Source organism: Nonlabens sp. (genome assembly GCF_051251825.1).
Lineage (GTDB): Bacteria > Bacteroidota > Bacteroidia > Flavobacteriales > Flavobacteriaceae > Nonlabens.
The window spans coordinates 1-18887 of sequence record NZ_JBPOGG010000001.1 but is presented as its reverse complement, the minus strand read 5'-3'; the positions used below and the strand labels follow the sequence as shown (position 1 = coordinate 18887).

The 18887-nt window shown below is 35.4% G+C and carries 13 protein-coding genes and 1 tRNA gene; 8 read left to right on the top strand and 6 right to left on the bottom strand.

Annotated features, from left to right (window positions below; genetic code table 11):
* Together ACSHWW_RS00070 and ACSHWW_RS00065 are read right to left on the bottom strand one after the other, a co-directional pair.
* Complete coding sequence (locus ACSHWW_RS00070; RefSeq protein WP_435680357.1) at window positions 1-2223, bottom strand: SulP family inorganic anion transporter; 2223 nt, start codon at window positions 2221-2223, stop codon at window positions 1-3.
* Window positions 2223-3071: a universal stress protein gene (locus ACSHWW_RS00065; RefSeq protein WP_435680356.1), complete on the bottom strand. Its 849-nt coding sequence runs from the start codon at window positions 3069-3071 to the stop codon at window positions 2223-2225. The genes ACSHWW_RS00070 and ACSHWW_RS00065 overlap by 1 nt, the downstream gene beginning before the upstream one ends.
* 263 nt (window positions 3072-3334) lie before the next feature.
* On the opposite strand from ACSHWW_RS00065, the gene ACSHWW_RS00060 reads away from it, so the two are divergent.
* The 4 genes from ACSHWW_RS00060 to ACSHWW_RS00045 all read left to right on the top strand — a co-directional run bounded on the left by ACSHWW_RS00060 (window position 3335) and on the right by ACSHWW_RS00045 (window position 10352).
* Window positions 3335-5311 carry a tetratricopeptide repeat-containing sensor histidine kinase gene (locus ACSHWW_RS00060; protein ID WP_435680355.1) on the top strand — a complete coding sequence of 659 codons (1977 nt, stop codon included), beginning with the start codon at window positions 3335-3337 and terminating at the stop codon, window positions 5309-5311.
* A 1-nt stretch (window position 5312) separates the two neighbouring features.
* Window positions 5313-6062, top strand: a complete 750-nt coding sequence (locus ACSHWW_RS00055; protein WP_435680354.1) for a LytR/AlgR family response regulator transcription factor — start codon at window positions 5313-5315, stop codon at window positions 6060-6062.
* Between the two features lie 100 nt (window positions 6063-6162).
* The gene (locus tag ACSHWW_RS00050; protein WP_435680353.1) at window positions 6163-8331 is read left to right on the top strand and encodes a LamG-like jellyroll fold domain-containing protein; all 2169 of its coding nucleotides are present in this window, start codon (window positions 6163-6165) and stop codon (window positions 8329-8331) included.
* Window positions 8332-8507: 176 nt separating this feature from the next.
* On the top strand, window positions 8508-10352 hold the full coding sequence (locus ACSHWW_RS00045) for a cation:proton antiporter (protein ID WP_435680352.1): 1845 nt from the start codon (window positions 8508-8510) through the stop codon (window positions 10350-10352).
* A gap of 274 nt (window positions 10353-10626) precedes the next feature.
* Here the strand turns inward: ACSHWW_RS00045 and ACSHWW_RS00040 are convergent, their stop codons facing one another.
* Together ACSHWW_RS00040 and lepA are read right to left on the bottom strand one after the other, a co-directional pair.
* Window positions 10627-10944: a GIY-YIG nuclease family protein gene (locus tag ACSHWW_RS00040; protein ID WP_435680351.1), complete on the bottom strand. Its 318-nt coding sequence runs from the start codon at window positions 10942-10944 to the stop codon at window positions 10627-10629.
* Window positions 10945-11264: 320 nt separating this feature from the next.
* Window positions 11265-13064, bottom strand: a complete 1800-nt coding sequence (gene lepA / locus ACSHWW_RS00035) for a translation elongation factor 4 (RefSeq protein WP_435680350.1) — start codon at window positions 13062-13064, stop codon at window positions 11265-11267.
* 88 nt (window positions 13065-13152) lie between these two features.
* Here lepA and ACSHWW_RS00030 point away from each other — a divergent pair, with 88 nt between their 5' ends.
* A complete protein-coding gene (locus ACSHWW_RS00030; RefSeq protein ID WP_435680349.1) occupies window positions 13153-15564 on the top strand; it encodes a TonB-dependent receptor domain-containing protein in 2412 nt (803 codons plus the stop codon).
* A gap of 51 nt (window positions 15565-15615) precedes the next feature.
* Window positions 15616-16608 (top strand): tRNA dihydrouridine synthase DusB, encoded by a 993-nt coding sequence (dusB, locus tag ACSHWW_RS00025; RefSeq protein ID WP_435680348.1) that lies wholly within the window; start codon window positions 15616-15618, stop codon window positions 16606-16608.
* On the opposite strand, the gene ACSHWW_RS00020 is transcribed toward dusB, so the two are convergent.
* Window positions 16593-17810 carry an ABC transporter permease gene (locus tag ACSHWW_RS00020; protein ID WP_435680347.1) on the bottom strand — a complete coding sequence of 406 codons (1218 nt, stop codon included), beginning with the start codon at window positions 17808-17810 and terminating at the stop codon, window positions 16593-16595. The genes dusB and ACSHWW_RS00020 overlap by 16 nt on opposite strands.
* Complete coding sequence (gene rbfA, locus ACSHWW_RS00015) at window positions 17810-18205, bottom strand: 30S ribosome-binding factor RbfA (protein ID WP_435680346.1); 396 nt, start codon at window positions 18203-18205, stop codon at window positions 17810-17812. Before rbfA ends, ACSHWW_RS00020 begins: the two co-directional genes overlap by 1 nt.
* A 55-nt stretch (window positions 18206-18260) precedes the next feature.
* On the opposite strand from rbfA, the gene mce reads away from it, so the two are divergent.
* Together mce and ACSHWW_RS00005 are read left to right on the top strand one after the other, a co-directional pair.
* Window positions 18261-18668, top strand: a complete 408-nt coding sequence (gene mce, locus ACSHWW_RS00010) for a methylmalonyl-CoA epimerase (protein ID WP_435680345.1) — start codon at window positions 18261-18263, stop codon at window positions 18666-18668.
* Between the two features lie 71 nt (window positions 18669-18739).
* Window positions 18740-18813: transfer RNA gene (locus ACSHWW_RS00005), tRNA-Ile, on the top strand.
* Window positions 18814-18887: the final 74 nt, after the last annotated feature.

Genomic DNA, 18887 nt, shown 5'->3' with positions numbered 1-18887 from the left:
TTAAAGAATTGCAGGCTCTAAAACAGGAGTTTTAAGTACGATTTTTCTCAGCCTGTTACCAAAATCAATCAATTTCTTGATTTCCTTAACACCTGCCGTACGTTGTGATCTAAATACAAGCAATGATGTCCCGTCAGATTCTACATGATAATAGGAGTTACTTTCAAAGAAGATGACTAGATCATCATTAAAGTAGTCTTGAACCATTTGAGATTCATCTCCTAAGAGATAGAAACGCTTAGAAAAATCAGAATGATTATCTATAGGAATATCATCATAACCTGCGATAGCATAGACACGTTCTAGAAAACCTTCTCTATCGAGTGTAAATTCTGGAATGCTGTGATCTAATTTTATGTGGAGCATTGTGGTACGCACATCTTCTTTGGCAATAAATTCACCTTCAGAATAATGAATATCAAATACTGAGAAAGAATCATCTTCATTGAACAATCGATTATAGATTTTTTCAATTCTCTTAGTTCTGAAATATCTAAAATCATCCAGCACCTCAGTATCTTCTTTTACGTCTGCTTCATAGTTGAGGTGATAGTCTCTTGATATTTCTTGAAGTGTCGATTGTCTTTTGGTAAGACTGTCTGTTAAATAAGGAATTCCTGGAATTAACCTATGCATTGCAAATGGATGCTCAGATTCTGTTCCATGCAAGTCTAGACCTATTAATTCAAGGTGTCCACCTCTTTTATGAAAAACCTCTTGATAAACGCTCAAGTTTTCCATTACTGTATGATCCACAAAATCGCAAAGTGATAAATCCACCACCACATCTTCAGTTTCTGGAATAGCGTTTAATTTTTCTTTGAGCTTATAGAAGTTTAAAAAAGTACAAAAATGCTTTACATGAATATAATAATGCTGATTTCCTTTCCTTTCTTTAAACATCAACACATTAGGTTTGCGCCAGTTCTTAACAAATAACTCTAAGTTTTTATTTAGAATCACATGAATGATAAACGTCATTACAACTCCAGCTAGAATTCCTGAAATCAATCCTACGAATAGAGTTACTAACAATGTGGTCAAGAAAATGATAAGTTGCTCTTTACCTATTTTAAAAATCTTTGCCACTTTTCCAGGAGCTGCCAGCTTATAACCTGTATAAACTAGAATAGCCATAAGTGCTGGTAAAGGAATACGCGTCAATTGAGTGCTGAAAAGCAAAATGAAAATTACCAAAAACGTGGCGTGAGCAAAATTTGAAGATCGATTAGTACCACCATTATTTACGTTTACAGAACTACGTGCAATCACCGTGACTACATTTAGTCCACCTAAAAATCCACTTCCTATAGTAGCAAGACCTAGTGCTTTTAAATCGCGATTTACGTTTGATCTGCGTTTTTCGGGATCTAATTGATCCACCGCTTTAATGCTTAATAAAGATTCTATACTTGCGATTAAAGTTATTGCTAGTACACTTCCCCAAAATTTAAAAGTTCCCAACAGTCCAAAATCAGGCGTAGGAATATCTGAAATGATTTGAGCTCCAGTAGGAATTCCAGAAATCATGTAGGCAGGATCTACAGGATGAGGTTGTTTTAAAACCAACTCATAGAAATAGCTCACACCTATTGAAATCAATACAATCCACATGGGCGCAGGAACCAGATGAAAGTACTTATTCCTTATTCTAGGATAAAAAACCATAATCGCTAGAGCGAGAACTCCAGCAACCGCAGCATATGTAAGTCCTGAGTTTTCATAAGAAAAAGCACCTATAATAGTAGAAGGTATAGTGATTAAATAATCAATGCTACCATCTAATTTTATCTCATTTCCCATCATAATATGGAATTGCTTTCCTAGAATGATAAGACCTATCGCAGCTAGCATACCTTGAATAGCACTGGATGGAAAGAAATCTGCTAGTTTCCCCATTCTCAAGAAACCTAATATCATAATTAATGCACCAGAGCATATAATTGCCGCATAAGTTCCATTAATTCCTAGCGCTGCAACGGCAACTAGAATCACTCCTACCAGTCCATTTCCAGGACCAGAAATAGTCACATGACTACCGCCTAAAATGGATACTAAAATCCCGCCTATAACCGCTGCAATCACACCAGCTATAGGTGGTGCTTCACTTGCCATTGCAAGACCTAGACCTAGAGGTAAAGCAATAAGACTTACTACAAAACCACTAAATATATTTTTGGGCAGTGATTTGAAAAACCCTTTGATGTCTGTTTTTTTCTGCATTATCTTACTATTAGTACATCAGTAGGTAATTCATTTAAAATGTGCTCCAGATCATGCGGAAAAAAACGATCTAGAAAAGTAGATTTTTTAGGAGCGTTCATAACGAGTAAATCGGCACGTACAATTTGTGCATAGTGACCTATGGAGTAACCTCGCTGGCCAAAAATGGGTTGAGTATCTATATGAATGTTTGTTTTTTGTTCCTCGGGAATATGACTTAAAATTTCCCTCACACGGGTTTCTTCTTGTCTTTTAAGTTTTTCTTTAAGCAAGTTTGCTTTACGCAAACTCTGATCGTCATCAATTTTAATGGAAATCTTATCCTGTTCAATTTCCTCCACAATCGTGAGTTGATTACTTCCTAAATTATAAGCCACATGAAATGCAGTCGCTATGGTGCGCTCGGTATGCTTGTCCTTTAATCCGTTAACAACCAAGTGTTTACAAGGTTTTTTAATGATGCTAGGATTAGTCATCATGAGTACAGAGCAGTTTGCAAACCTTGTTAATTTACGAGCGATAGAACCAAGGTAAAAATTGACAAAATTTTCTTGCTTTAAGGCACCTAATAATAAGAGGTCTATATCTCTTTTACGTACGATTTCCAGAATAACGGCTACTGGATCACCTTCCATAAAAATCAGCTCGTAGGATAATTGTGTTTCACCACAATTTTTTATGTAATCATCAATCTGTTGCTTTTTTTCTTGATTTTCTTTACCTACATGAATGAGCGATAATTTTGCTCCCATTCTACAAGTTAATCGAGCTGCTTCACTCACGTTTGCCTCGAGAGTAGGCGAGAATGCTACTCCTATGGCTATGTTTTTAAAGGGTTGGGAATTCAATAGGGCTATTTAGATTTTATAGATATCGTTAATTTATTGCTTAATTACGCTTTCGCGAAAGCGAGATAAAACAACATTAATGATTTAAAGGCTCAATGTAATAAAAATATAATCAGTAGGCCCATTATTCAAGAGTTGAATACAGTCACCATAGAAACTCCATAGTTTTCATTAACTTAGAAGTTCAAAACCACCATTTAGCAGTTTGATAAAAAGTGCATTTGTGATTAGATGATATTTGTTTTAATTATTTTAAAATGCATATGAGACTTAGCTTATTCATACTTATTTTTTTTGCTTCCATTCAATGGAGTCATTCTCAAGAAAAAGAAATAGATAGCCTTGAAACATTTTTTTCTTCAATAGAAAATGACAGTTTATTGTTTGTAAATTTTAACAAAAGTGCAACTCAGTATAGAAAAAAGGATTCAAAAGTGCATTTCTATATCATTAACAAAGGGTTAATGCATGCAACTAAAGTAAAAAGTGCTAGACAAGAAGCGATTTTCACTCGAGAACTAGGTATTTATTATCGTAAAAAAGGCGCTTTAGATTCGGCAATTATTAGCTATAATAATGCCATTGATAAATTTGCTTCAACAAATGATAGTATATCTGTTTTTATTTCAAAAAGCTCTTTAGCAAATGTTTATAAAGCAAAAGCTGATTATCCTAAAGCAATACAAACCTTTAAAGAGACTATTTCATTTTTTGAAAGCCAAGGGAAAAAAGGTAAAATGCAAGCCTTAGTAACTACCTTTAATTTAGGTGGTGTATATCAAGAAATGTTAGAATGGGAATCTGCAGATCGCCAATTTGAGGCAATTTATAACGATTCACTAGCTCAAAGCAATAAAGCTTTAATAAGAAGTGTATGCATAAATCTTTCAGCAACTAAGCAAAGAGTAAATCAGTTAGATAAAGCACTAGAGTATGCTGAAATTGCAGAGAAAATTGAAACAAGACCAAGGAGTCTAGCTAACCTTTATATAAATATAGGATCGATATATGAAAAGAAGGAAAACTATCAAAAAGCAAACGATTATTACTTAAAAAGCTTAAATATCTTTACTGAATTAAATAGTAATAATGGTATCCAGGTGGCTTATAATAATCTAGGCAACAATGCTACCATGTGGAAGAAGTATGCACTAGCCGAAAATTATCTTTTAAAATCCAAAACCCTTTTAGAAAACGGCGATAATTTAAAGTCTCTTCAACATAATTATAGTATGTTATCTACTTTATATGAAAATAAAGGAGAATTTGAAAGTTCATTAGAGTATCAAAAAAAGTATATGGTCCTTAGAGATTCTGTCTTAGGTATTGAGAAGCAAAACGCAATTGCAGACTATGAGGTTAAATACGAAACTGAAAAAGCAATCAGTGAAAAAGAACTTGCCCAGAGAGAAACAGATATTGCACGTTTAGAAAGTCAAAAGAACAGAGATTTGTTTATCGGTGCTTTAGTGATAGTTGGTTTATTGTTATTGGTTTCACTTGTTTATTACAGCAGGTTGAAAGCCAAAAAGAAAGCTGAATTAATTGCCATAGAACTTAAAGAAACGCAAAAAAGATTGGCAATAGAAAAGCAGTACAGAGATTCAGAATTAAAAGCTTTAAAAGCACAAATGAATCCACATTTTATATTTAATGCACTTAATTCTATTCAAGATTACATTGTATTAAATCAGAAAAATTTAGCAAGCGATTATTTAGGGAAGTTTGCCGACTTGATCCGTAATTATCTTCACTTTAGTGATACAGGATTTATTTCAATTCCAGATGAAGTATATAACTTAAACTTATATCTAGAGTTAGAAAAATTGCGCTTTGAGGAACAGTTAGATTATTCTTTTCATGTGTCAGAAAACGCAAATTCTGATGCCATAAATATTCCAACCATGCTTATTCAACCTTATGTTGAAAATGCATTAAAGCATGGATTATTGCATAAAAAAGATAAAAGAAAATTGAGTATCACGATTTCTAAAGTTTCAGATAAAATAGTGGAATGCACTGTTGAGGATAATGGTATAGGAAGAGCAAAATCAAAAGAAATTAATGCAAAACGCGAGACGCAACATAAATCATTTGCTTTAAAAGCAACTACAGAGCGTTTAGACTTATTAAATTATGGTAAGGAAAAGAAAATAGGAGTAGAGATAATTGACTTAAATGATAATGGTAACGCTATAGGAACAAAAGTCATTTTAAAAATTCCAATTCAAAAACAATAACATGAAGGCTTTAATCATAGACGACGAAAAAAAAGCAAGACAAGTTCTAGAGGTCTTGATTGAGGAAAATTGTCCAAAAATCACTAAAATATTAGAAGCCAGTGATTTACTATCTGGTGTGGAGCTTATAAAACAAGAGCAGCCAAGTATAGTATTTTTAGATATTGAAATGCCGGAGCACTCTGGTCTAGAGATTCTAAATTTTATAGAAAAAGAAGTTCATAATTTTGAAATCATTTTTACTACAGCTTATAGTGAATATGCGATTCAAGCGTTTCAACTCTCAGCTATTGATTATTTATTAAAACCAGTAAGACCTAGTCAGGTTAAAGAAGCAGTAGATAAAGCCATTGCTTTTCTAGGAAATTCTCAAATTAATAAACGCCTTACAGAGTTAAGGTCTAGCTTACAGGAATCTAACTTTAAAAAAATAGGACTGCCTTACAGTGAAGGAATCAAGTTTGTAAACTTTAACGACATCATTTTATTAAAAGCAGATGGTATGTATACAAACGTTTCTACGATAGATAATAAGACTATATTAGTTAGTAAACCGCTGCGATTTTTTGTTGATATACTTCATAATATAAAAACGTTCTATCGCCCACATAGATCATATCTCATCAATCTCACCTACATAAAAGAGTATATTAAGAGAGATGGAGGCTATATTGTAATGGAAAACGATAAAGAAGTGTCAATTTCAAACGACAAAAAAGAGGAGTTTTTAACCATTGTACAAAACATCTAGTGGACTTAAAAACCCAAAACCCTATTTCAGAAACGCATTAGCATTTACACCAGTTTTTCGTAGCAAATTTGTTGTGTACTAACACATTAAACAATTTATTATGAAAACTAAATTACTTTTAATTATTCTACTTTGGGGTAGTTTTACACTAGCTCAAATCCCAACAGATCAAATCGCTCATTACACATTTACAAATGGTGATTTAACAAATATCGCAGATCCTGGAAACGGAAATTTATCTGGCGGAGCGGTTCCTTCAAATTTATTGAGAGTAGACCGATTCGGTGCAACAGATGCTGCTATTAGGGCAAATGCAATTTTAAGAAACGGCTATCAATTTACAGGAACAAATAATGAGATGAGCATCAGTTTTTGGGTTGCTGGATCAGCACCTACTAGTGGTGATCAACGCATATTTGACGTTTTTGATGCTTCTGGTGATGGATTTTCTATGAGAACCGCATCTGGAAATAGATTAATTTCTAGATTTAAAAATAATCCTCATGATAAAGTATCAAATGTAGCTGTATCAATTTATGATGGCTTATGGCATCATATTGCTTTTACAATTGAGCCAACCGCTAGTGGCTATGAAAATAGTGTTTATATTGATGGTTCCTTAAACGCATCGCTTTCAAATATAGATTCAAATAACGTAATAGATTTTTTAACTTCTACCGCTACTTTTAGAATTTCTCCGGTTAATTATTTTGGAAACATTGATGATGTTGAGATTTTTGATAGAGCCATAACGGCAGCAGAAGTACTGGATATTTACAATCATGTTCCAGTTCCTGATATAATCTTTGTGGATGCAACTGCTATTGGAAATAATGATGGAACTAGTTGGGCAGATGCTTATGTGAGTCTACAAGACGCGTTAAGTATTGCTGATTTATCTGATCAAGTATGGGTTGCAAAAGGAACTTATAAACCTCATCTTACTGATAGAAACGCGAGTTTTTTAGTAAATACTAATTTATATGGTGGCTTTGCAGGTACTGAAGTAACATTGTCTGATAGAGATATGAGCTTAATTCACACGACAAACGAATCTATTTTAAGCGGTGATTTATTAGGTGATGATAATACGACATTATCTTTTGGAAATACAACTCGAGATGATAACAGCTATCACGTTGTAGAAGTTTTAACTGAGAACGTTTACCTTGATGGGTTGACTGTTCAAGATGGAAATGCAGATGCAACAAGTGGTGATGACCGTTTTGGAGGTGGAGTTTTTAAAGCAACTAACTTATCTAGTTTTACTATTAAGAATAGTGTTGTTAAGAACAATTCAGCATTTACTGGAGCTGGATTAGCATTAACAACCACGTCGTCTGATTCAAACATGGTCATAGACGCTTGTATTATTGAAAACAATTTAGCAAACGCAGCAGCAGGAATTGATTATCATCGTTCAGGTTCTACAGGGACTATGAATATTTCAATAACCAACTCATTATTTAATGCTAACAAGACTGAAGACGATCCTTCAAAAAGCAGAACAGGTTCTGGAGCAGCAGCAATGCGTTTAAGAGCCTTTTTCACCAATGTTGTACTTAACGCTCAGGTTGTAAATAATACTTTTGTGAATAATACAAATAATGGAACATCAACAACAAGTACAGATTATCCAGTTGTAGATATATCAAGAAATAATGGTCTCTGGGGAAATATAACCGTAGCAAATAATATCTTTTGGGATAATACGCAAAATGGAGCAGTACTAGCAAAAGCAGTAGGTAGGTCTGGGAACTCAACAAGATTTGGGAGCACTAATGCGACTAGAATTGTAAAAAATAATACTGATGAAGATGGTCTTTCTTTAATTACTGGTACCACAGCAACGAGCGCAATTAATCCTAATTTGAATACCAGTTTTAATTTAACTACGGGCTCTACTGCTATTGACTCTGGAGATAATAGTCTAGTTCCAGCAGGAATAACTACAGATTTGTTAGGCAATCAACGTATCTTAAATGTAACGGTTGATAGAGGTGCTTATGAATTTGACTCTACATTAGGAATTGAATCTAGAGATAAAGAAATTGATTTCTCTATTTATCCTAATCCTACTTCAAGTATTCTAAATATTAAGATGGATGAAGAAATTAAAAGTGTAACCGTTTTTAATATGCAAGGACAACAAGTTTTAACTAGTACGGCGCAAAAACTGGATGTTTCTAATCTTAATAGTGGAATTTACATTATTACCATTGAGAACAATTTAGGCAGCATAGCTGCTAAGCGATTTATAAAAAGATAAATATCTATCAAGGAGTATTAATTTAAGGTAAGGCTGTCTCAATTTGTTTGAGGCAGCCTTTTAAATTATTGAAAATTAAGGATATAGTTAAATACATGTAGAATTACGCTTTCGCGAAAGCGTAAACAACAACATCGTTAAAGAAAAGTCGTAATTTTCCACCAAAATATATTAAGATGCTGGAACTAGCTGGAATTATAATACTGGGAATACTTGCGCAATGGATGGCGTGGCGATTTAAAATCCCTGCCATTTTACCTTTAATTATCATAGGTCTCCTAGTAGGACCTCTTGCCACACTTTACACAGAAGATGCTGCAAAATTAATCGAACCCATGTGGAATGGTGAGAAAGGCTTATTTCCTGGAGATAGTCTGTTTTATTTTGTTTCACTTGCTATAAGTATTATCCTATTTGAAGGTGGATTGACTCTTAAAAGGGAAGAAATTTTAAATACAGGACCCGTGATAGGGAAGCTCATATCAGTGGCAGTGATTATCACATTTGCTGGAGCTGGTGTGGCTGCACATTACATATTTGATTTGAGCTGGGAAATATCACTATTATTTTCGGCTTTAATTATTGTCACTGGACCTACTGTGATTACACCTATTTTAAGGAATATACCGCTTAAGAAAGACGTGAGTTCTATTTTGAAATGGGAAGGGATTCTTATTGATCCTATCGGAGCATTATTTGCCGTTTTAGTATTTGAATTCATTAGTGCAAACGCTGGTGGAGAATTTACTTTAGTAGCACTTGAAGAATTTGGTAAAATTGTCCTTTTTGGATTTACGTTTGGATTCTCCTTTGCTCACGCTCTTGCCTTTTCAATAAAGAAAAAATTAATTCCGCATTATCTATTGAATGTATTTACTCTTGCTGCAGTATTAGGAGTGTTTGTATTAAGTGATAGTTTTGCTCATGAATCAGGATTACTCGCTGTAGTAGTTATGGGTATGGTGCTAGGAAACATCAATTTACCTAACCTTAAGGAATTATTATATTTCAAAGAATCGTTGAGTGTTCTACTGATTTCTATATTATTCATATTACTTGCAGCAAATATTAATATGGAAGATCTATACCTTATATATAGATGGGAAACCGCTGTATTATTTGCCATAGTTGCTTTTATTATTCGTCCGCTAGGTGTATTTGCAAGTTCTACAAATAGTGGTTTAAAACTGAATGAGAAATTATTTATCTCATGGGTAGGACCGCGTGGTATAGTTGCGGCAGGAATTGCTTCACTATTTGGTTCCAAGTTAGTAGCTCAAGGAATCGAAGGAGCTGAGTATATTACACCGCTGGTATTTATGATCGTGCTAGGAACGGTTTTATTAAATGCAACTACGGCAAGATTGTTTGCAAAAATAGTAGGTGTGTTCTTAAAACAGTCTGACGGAATCATGATTGTAGGAGCTTCTAAATTCTCAAGGCTTATCGCTACCTACTTAAAGAAACATGGACGCAGTGTCGTTCTGGTAGATACAAATACTAATAACATACGTATCGCAAAAGAAAAAGGTCTAGACGCCGTAGCTGCCGATATTTATAGTGATGCTATAACCGATGATATTGAGTTCAATAACATAGGATTCTTAATGGCACTTACAGGTAATTCACAAATTAACGATTATGCGATTGAACGTTTTGCAGCGAGATTTGGTGAAAATGGAGCTTATCGTTTAGTTCACTCTACTGAAGTCAGCAATCCTGATCAAAACCCTACTCATGGACTTTTCTCATCTACAGATGATTATGTAAACATGATGGAAGTAGCACGTTATTATGGAGAGATTCATGAAATCGCTATTAAATCTCAAGAACATTATGAAGGATTGATCGAGATCACAAAGACTGACGAGAATATTATCCCATTATTCATTAGAAAAAAGGATGACATAGACATCATTCCATCTACATCACTAGATATGGAAGTAGAAGAAGACAGCCAGCTGGTTTATCTAGGTAAAAAGATAGTAGTACAAGCAAGTGGTGAGGTTGTGATGGAGTAACAATTAATCCAGTCTTCGAGAACCTCAGACTTCGCATTATCGATTTAGCGAGCATTGAGGTGGTCACTGAGCTTGTCGAAGTGCTCTCGAAATGCGCTTCTATAGTATATTAATGCGGTCTTCCAGTACCTAAGACCTCGCTCACGTGTTTAATACCAGTATGGTTTTAATCTATATCCAGTCTTCGAGAACCTCAGACTTCGCATTATCGATGTAGCGAGCATTGAGGTGGTCACTGAGCTTGTCGAAGTGCTCTCGAAATGCGGCATAAATATCACCGTATCTTTTTATAATCTTCAATATCACGATATGCTTTAGCTAGTTCAGGTAGATCATTAAATTTCCCTTCAATCAAAGCTTCTTTTTTTCTTCTGCTCCAGCCTTGAATTTGTTTTTCCCTGTAAAAGGCTAAATCTATTCGATGATACTGCTCAAAATAGAGCAATTTTATAGGTAGTCTTTTTTTGGTGTGGTTTGCTCCATTTCCTTCTTGATGTTGAGCTACCCTTAATTCAATATCTACGGTACTACCAGTATAATAAGAACCGTCGCTACATTCTAAAAGATAAGTAAAGCCAACTTTAAACGCCATTTTTAAAAGTTTTTAAAATCACGTTGAATGTAATAATAGTTTTTTATACGGCTTCCAGAAACTTTAAGCGAGCATTGAGGTTCTCGAAATGCGGTTTTTGAGAATCGTCATGATTTTACTTAACTCAATTTGAATATTGCGTTTTATTTTAAATGCGGTCTTCCTGTACCTAAGACCTCGCTCACGCGTTTAATGTGAGTATTGCATTTTCTATATCCAGTCTTCGAAAGCCTCAGACCTCGCATATGCGATAAAGCGAGCATTGAGGTGGTCGCTGAGCTTGCCGAAGTGCTCTCGAAATGCGGTTTTTGAATAATCAATTAATCATTCAATTTCAATACCGCCATAAATGCTTGTTGAGGAATCTCTACGTTACCTACCTGACGCATGCGTTTCTTACCTTTCTTTTGCTTTTCAAGTAGCTTACGTTTACGGGAGATATCACCACCATAACATTTTGCAGTAACATCTTTACGTAATGCTTTAATCGTTTCACGAGCAATGATTTTTGCACCTATCGCTGCTTGAACTGGAATATCAAACTGCTGTCTTGGGATTAATTCGCGTAGCTTTTCAACCATCTTTTTACCTATGGTGTAAGCATTATCAAAGTGAATTAAGGCGCTTAATGCATCTACTGTTTGTGCGTTTAATAAAATATCCACACGTACCAGTTTAGACTCGCGCATTCCTATAGGTGCGTAGTCAAATGAAGCATAACCTTTTGAAACCGTTTTTAAACGATCGTAGAAGTCAAAAACAATCTCTGCCAGTGGCATGTCAAAGGTCATTTCAACACGCTCAGTCGTTAGATATGTTTGATTAGTGACTATTCCACGCTTTTCAATACACAAAGACATTACATTACCTACAAAATCAGATTTTGTAATGATGGTTGCTTTTATATAGGGCTCTTCAACTCTATTCAAGCTAGAAGGTTCTGGAAGATCACTTGGATTATTTACGATAAGTATCTCATCTGGATTCTTATTAGTATATGCATGATAAGATACGTTAGGTACCGTGGTAATTACGGTCATGTCAAACTCACGTTCTAGACGTTCTTGAATGATTTCTAGGTGCAACATTCCTAAGAATCCACAACGGAAACCAAAACCTAATGCCGCACTACTTTCTGCTTGAAATACTAGAGACGCATCATTCAACTGGAGTTTCTCCATACTGGAGCGTAAATCCTCATAATCTTCAGTATCCACAGGATAAATACCCGCAAATACCATAGGCTTTACATCTTCAAATCCACCGATTGGGTTGGTCGTAGGATTTGCATGATCTGTAATCGTGTCACCTACTTTAACTTCTTTGGCCTCTTTAATTCCTGTGATGAGGTAACCTACATCACCAGCTTTTATTTCTTTTTTAGGAACTTGATTGAGTTTCAAAGTTCCTACTTCGTCTGCAAAATAGCTCTCGCCGGTAGCGACAAATTTTATTTTCTGTCCTTTTTTAATAGAACCGTTTATAACTCTAAAAATTGTTTCCACACCACGGAACTGGTTGTACTGTGAATCAAAAACAAGTGCCTGCAACGGCTCGTCTGGATTACCCTTAGGAGCAGGAACACGTTCTACAATCGCATCTAGAATTTCTTGAATTCCTAGACCTGTTTTTGCACTCGCAGGAATCACCTCGGTAGGATCACAACCTAGTAAATCAACGATATCATCTGTTACTTCTTCTGGATTTGCACTAGGTAAATCCACTTTGTTCAATACAGGAATAATCTCAAGATCATTCTCCAGAGCTAGGTAAAGATTTGAAATGGTTTGTGCTTGAATACTTTGTGCAGCATCTACTATTAAAAGAGCACCTTCACAAGCCGCGATCGAGCGTGATACTTCATAAGAGAAGTCTACGTGTCCTGGTGTGTCAATTAAGTTTAATATGTATTGCTCACCATCTGGAGCTGTGTAATCCATTTGAATCGCATGGGATTTTATCGTTATTCCGCGCTCACGTTCTAGATCCATGCTGTCTAGTAATTGTGCTTGAGATTCACGTTTAGTAACCGTGTGAGTTGCGTCTAACAGTCTGTCTGCCAGCGTGCTTTTCCCATGGTCGATGTGTGCGATGATACAAAAATTGCGTATGTTCTTCATAGTCCGTTGATACTGCTGCAAATATAATCTAATTCCTTGCCCGATTTTTAGGAGAGCTTTCCTAATTTAGAGGCATAATTATTACTGAATGAAACTAATTACATTTTTATCATTATTCTTCTCTTTAAGTACGCTAGCACAAGTTAATCTTACAGGAAACATAATAGATAGCGATGGAGCGCCAGTCGCATTTGCAAACGTTGTACTTCTTGATGTGGAAGAAGGAACTTTTAAATTCGGGACTTCCACAGACGAGTCTGGAGAGTTTTCTATCTCAAATGTTACTGCAGGCGATTATGATTTAAAGGCGTCGTTTGTGGGTTATGTTACGCTTTCGCGAAAGCTGACTCTACAAAAAGATACTGCTCTCAATAATCTAGTGTTAGAAACAGATGCTGCACAGCTCGATGCAATAACTGTAACTGCCAAAAAACCAACGATCGAACGCAAAGCAGATCGCATTATTTTTAATGTTGAGAACACTTCACTAAGTACAGGAAATGCCTCTCAAATTTTAGAGTCTACACCAGGAGTTTTTGAAATGAATGGAAGTTATACTGTTAAAGGTAGCACCGCTCAAGTGTATATTAATAATAAACGAGTTTTTCTAAGCGATGAAGAATTACAACAATTACTAAGAGGTTATAATGGTGATAATGTAAAGAGTGTTGAGGTTATTTATAATCCACCGGCGCGATATGATGCTGATGGTGGTGCGGTCATCAATATTATAACTAGTAAAAACGTATCACTAGGTTATAAAGGATCTGTAACAGGAAATTATGAGATTGACACCTATGCAAAATATCAAATAGGAACCAGCCAGTTTTATAAAAACGATTGGTTAAATGTGTATGCAAACTACAACTATAATCCTCGTAAGGATTTGACGCTTCAAGAGTCTCAGGTAGGTTTTTTTAATAGTGATGGTACGAGAAATTCGCGCTGGTTTACAGATGTAAACACAGTAAATAGAAGCGATGCACATGCTTTAAATAGTATTATAGATATTACGTTAAATGAAAAAAACAGCTTATCCTTTATGGGATATTTGGGATTAAATAATGGCAGGGAACTGGATAGCCAGGTAAAGACATCTATTTTACCACAAGGTGGCACTTCATTCAGTGGTTTTGATACTAGCTCTGATGTAGGTCAGGATTATGCTAGTGGCCACGCAAATCTAGCATGGAACAGTGTTCTTAATGATAATGGTGGGAATTTAAATGTAGAAGGAACCTATATCTTTACAGATAACGACAATACTCAAGACTTTTCAAGCCGCTTTTTTGACAACACGCAAACTACTACAGGAACTAATAGCTTTAGAACTACAGGATTCCAAAAGGCTAACATTTTTACTGGAAAAGTAGATTATGAAGACCTTTTTGGCTCTTATACCTTTTCATCGGGATTGAAGTATACAAACATATCTAATAAGAGTAATCAAGATTATTTTGATACTAACATGGGAGCTGTTTTAGATCCATCGCTATCAGACGTTTTTGATTATGATGAACGCATTTATGCGGCTTACACGCAAGTGTCAAGAGATTGGGAAAAGTGGTCTCTTACTGGTGGATTGCGACTAGAACAAACTCAAGTAGAAGGCGATAGTAAGTCACTAGGTCTTGTAAATGAACAAGATTATTTAGGTTTTTTCCCTAACCTAGCATTAGGTCACACTTTAAACGATAATAACGATTTAAGCTTGAGTTACAAGCGATCCATAGATCGTCCTGGCTCAGGAGATTTGAATCCGTTTAATAACTTTATTAATGATAATAACGTGAGTACTGGAACTCCAGGTTTAGTTCCTGCTTTTACTAATAAAATCAACTTGGGCTGGAATTATAAAAATGAGCTTTTTGTTGATGCTTATTATCTCCATACTAGTGATATGATTAATAGCGTGGCTTTCCAAAATAATGATACTAATGTACTAGTTCAACAGTCAGTCAACCTGAATTATGAATTTCAATATAGTGTAGATGCAACTATTTATAAGATGCTAAATGAGAGTTGGCTTACTTATACAAGCATTAGTGCCTTTTATATGGAAAATGAAATTGATGCGTTGCAGTCTCCTATAAGTCTTCAAAAATCGAGTACCACAGGATTTTATTTGGATTCTCAAAACCTTTTTGACATATCTAAAGACGGTAGTTTAAAAATGAATATTAATGCATCATATGTCTCTAGTATTCTTTTTGGTACTTATCGATATGAAAACATGCTAACTAGTGAAATAGGTTTTTCAAAAAGTTTATGGAATAATAGAGCCATACTAACTGCGAGTTATAGTGACATTTTCCTGTCGGCAAATCAGCCTTTTGTAACGCGTTACCAAAATCAAGATAATAGAGAACTAACCTTACCCGAAACTCAATTATTTAGTTTAGGATTCACCTATAAATTTGGAAACTTCAGGCTAGAAAATCGCGATACTGAGGAGCCAGAAGATCAAAAACGTACTGGTAAGACTTCAAAGGGTTTTTAAAATATGGAAGTTCTAGGGTACGGAATTTAGATTATACCTTATTTTTGCAGCATGCCTAAAATAGGAGATATACAATTACCCGATTTCCCACTACTACTTGCACCTATGGAAGATGTGAGTGATCCACCTTTCCGTGCACTCTGCAAAGAAAATGGAGCAGACGTGGTTTACACAGAATTCATATCTAGTGAAGGATTGATACGTGATGCCGCAAAAAGTACCATGAAACTAGACATCTATGAGGCTGAGCGTCCTGTAGGAATCCAAATCTTTGGAGCAAATCTAGACTCGATGCTGCAGTCTGTAGAAATCGTGGAACGTACTAAGCCCGATATTATAGATATCAACTTCGGTTGTCCCGTAAAAAAAGTTGTTTCACGTGGAGCTGGAGCTGGGATATTAAAAGATATCGACCTTATGGTATCTCTTACAGCAGCCATGGTAAAACATACAGATTTACCTATTACAGTGAAAACCCGACTAGGTTGGGATGATGATTCTATAAAAATAGTTGAGGTTGCAGAGCGTTTACAAGACGTAGGTATTAAAGCTATTTCTATTCACGGTCGCACACGTGCTCAAATGTATAAAGGAAACGCAAACTGGAAACCCATTGCCGATGTTAAGAACAATCCACGCATGCACATTCCGGTTTTTGGAAATGGTGATGTAAATACTCCAGAGCTTGCCATGAAAATGCGCGACGAGTATGGACTTGATGGTGCTATGATAGGTCGTGCAAGTATAGGATATCCTTGGTTTTTTAGAGAAGTGAAACATTTTTTTGAAACAGGAGAACACATGGCAAAACCTACAATGCAAGAACGTGTAGAAGTAGCTAGACGTCATCTTGAAATGTCCATTGCTTGGAAAGGTGAAATCTTAGGAGTTTTTGAAACTAGACGTCATTATACTAATTACTTTAAAGGAATTCCTAACTTCAAGGAATACCGCATGAAAATGGTCACAAGTGATGATTCACAAGGTGTTTTTGACGCTTTTGATGAGGTACTAGAAAAATTTGGTGATCATAACTTTGCCTGAGAAAGCAACTCTTCATTAATACGTCTGGAAGCCACATAACTGGCTATAATTCCTAACACTGCAATTGTTCCCAGGGCTAAAAATACATTTCCTAATCTCATCGCAAACGGGTAAGGAATCTCTGGTGCGATGTAAAGCAACTGGAATTCTATCTGTAAATAGACAAAGGCCATTCCTATAAAAAGCCCAATCAGTCCACCAGCCAGAGTCATTAAAGTCCCTTGAACAAAAAATATAGAGCGTAGAGAAGTTACACTTGCACCTAAATCTAAGAGTGTTTTTAAATTCCTTTTCTTGTCTAGAATCATCATTATGATAGAACCTATCACATTGAATAAAGCAATAATAAGTACCAACGTAAAAATAAGATACACCGCAAGATTCTCAGAATTAAGCATTTTATAAAGCCCATCATTCATTTGTAATCTGTTTTTAATAACTACTGGAACGTCAAATAAAGCTTGAATTTCTTCACGCAGTTCATCTTCATTTGCTTCAGGTGAAAGTTTGAATTCTAGGCTACTCGATTGATCTGCGCTATAATTTAATAACTTTCTTGCCGCTGTAATTGTGGTGAAAATGAACTTGCTGTCTAGGTTTTCATTAACACTAAATACACCGGTTGCCACCACATCCAGCTGACTAAATGAATCTCGATAATTCATTGCGTTTATAGCATTTTTACCAGGTTTAGGGACCATGATTTGAAGAAAACGTCCGTAATTATCGACTTGTAGTGATAACTCGTCGGCAATTGCGGCACCAGCGACTACTTGTAAATCACTATCTCCTAACCAGCTGCCATAGAGCAATATCGTGTCTGTTTTGATGATTTGTTCATAGCTGGATTCTACACCTTTAATGTAAGCGATATCATTCTTGCCATCATAGTGTAAAAAGGCTTTTTCTTCAATAGTAGCACTTATTATTTCTACGCCTGAGAGCTTGTTAAGTTCACGCTTTCGCGAAAGCGGAACCTCCAAAACTTTACCATTTAAAGGACTTACTTTGAGGTCTGGATCAAAATAACTACTAAATTCTGTACTGAAATCTTTCAACCCAGAGAACCCAGAAAGTACAATGAATAACGCTGCTGTACCTACAACTGTAATAATAAAACTGAGTATATTAATGATATTAATGGCGTTTTTACCATTTTTAGAGACTAGATATCGCTTAGCGATGTAGTAAGAAAAGTTCACTAAGATTTTTTTCTACGCGGCAGTATATCTGGATTATCAATAGGGTTATTGAGTCCTTTTAATTCTCGATCGATTTGATCCATGTATTCTAGTGAATCATCATTGAAAAACTGAAGTTCGGGCATGCGTCGCAATTGATGGCGCACCTTTGCCGCAACTTGATGTCTTAATTGTGGTCCTATCTCTACGATTTCGTTTACGACAGCCTGAGCCTTATCTGCTGGAAAAACAGAAAGATACGCTTTAGCATATCCCAGATCTGGCGTTACCGTTACTTTAGTCACAGATACGAGTAAATTTTTAACGGTGTTTTTTCTCAAATAATCCTGTATAACAGAGGAGATATCCTCTTGAAGGATACCACTAATTTTTTTCTGTCTATTACTTTCTTCCATGGGACAAAGGTACGCAATTGGATTTGTGATATTTTTGAAAAATAAATAAAGAGTCATGTTTGGAAAAATTGAGCATTTAGGAATAGCAGTTAAGGATCTTGATCTAGCAAATGAAACCTATGAGAAGTTACTAGGAAGAAAGCCTTATAAAAGTGAAGCTGTGGATAGCGAACACGTGATTACTTCATTTTTTAAAGCTGGAAAGAATAAGATCGAGTTGCTCGCAGCGACCCATGAAGACAGTGCTATTGCAAAATATATTGAGAAACGAGGAGAAGGAATTCATCATGTTGCTTTTAAGGTAAAAGATATTAAAGCAGAATTGTTGCGACTAGAAAAAGAAGGTTTTACTATTCTTAATAAAGAACCTAAGAAAGGCGCTGATAATAAATGGGTTGCGTTTGTACATCCTAAAACAACTAATGGTGTTCTTGTCGAGTTATGTCAGGAAATTGAAGAATAGTTTGTACAAGAGCAATTATAGTTTAAATTTGCAGACTTTTTAAGACATACTATTCTTAAAAGATAGATGTCGGGCCTATAACTCAGCTGGTTAGAGTATCTGACTCATAATCAGAAAGTCCCTGGTTCGAGCCCAGGTGGGCCCACAAAAGCTTCAGTTAACGCTGGAGCTTTTTTTATTTCTTTGATTTTATTATTAAAATATCTTTTATCACATGGG

What these genes read in the sequence shown, in the direction of transcription:
- ACSHWW_RS00070 (WP_435680357.1), bottom strand. Translation starts at nt 2,223, where the DNA reads ATGCAGAAAAAAACAGACATCAAAGGGTTTTTCAAATCACTGCCCAAA.
- ACSHWW_RS00060 (WP_435680355.1), top strand. Translation starts at nt 3,335, where the DNA reads ATGAGACTTAGCTTATTCATACTTATTTTTTTTGCTTCCATTCAATGG.
- ACSHWW_RS00055 (WP_435680354.1), top strand. Translation starts at nt 5,313, where the DNA reads ATGAAGGCTTTAATCATAGACGACGAAAAAAAAGCAAGACAAGTTCTA.
- ACSHWW_RS00050 (WP_435680353.1), top strand. Translation starts at nt 6,163, where the DNA reads ATGAAAACTAAATTACTTTTAATTATTCTACTTTGGGGTAGTTTTACA.
- ACSHWW_RS00045 (WP_435680352.1), top strand. Translation starts at nt 8,508, where the DNA reads ATGCTGGAACTAGCTGGAATTATAATACTGGGAATACTTGCGCAATGG.
- ACSHWW_RS00040 (WP_435680351.1), bottom strand. Translation starts at nt 10,944, where the DNA reads ATGGCGTTTAAAGTTGGCTTTACTTATCTTTTAGAATGTAGCGACGGT.
- lepA (WP_435680350.1), bottom strand. Translation starts at nt 13,064, where the DNA reads ATGAAGAACATACGCAATTTTTGTATCATCGCACACATCGACCATGGG.
- ACSHWW_RS00030 (WP_435680349.1), top strand. Translation starts at nt 13,153, where the DNA reads ATGAAACTAATTACATTTTTATCATTATTCTTCTCTTTAAGTACGCTA.
- dusB (WP_435680348.1), top strand. Translation starts at nt 15,616, where the DNA reads ATGCCTAAAATAGGAGATATACAATTACCCGATTTCCCACTACTACTT.
- rbfA (WP_435680346.1), bottom strand. Translation starts at nt 18,205, where the DNA reads ATGGAAGAAAGTAATAGACAGAAAAAAATTAGTGGTATCCTTCAAGAG.
- mce (WP_435680345.1), top strand. Translation starts at nt 18,261, where the DNA reads ATGTTTGGAAAAATTGAGCATTTAGGAATAGCAGTTAAGGATCTTGAT.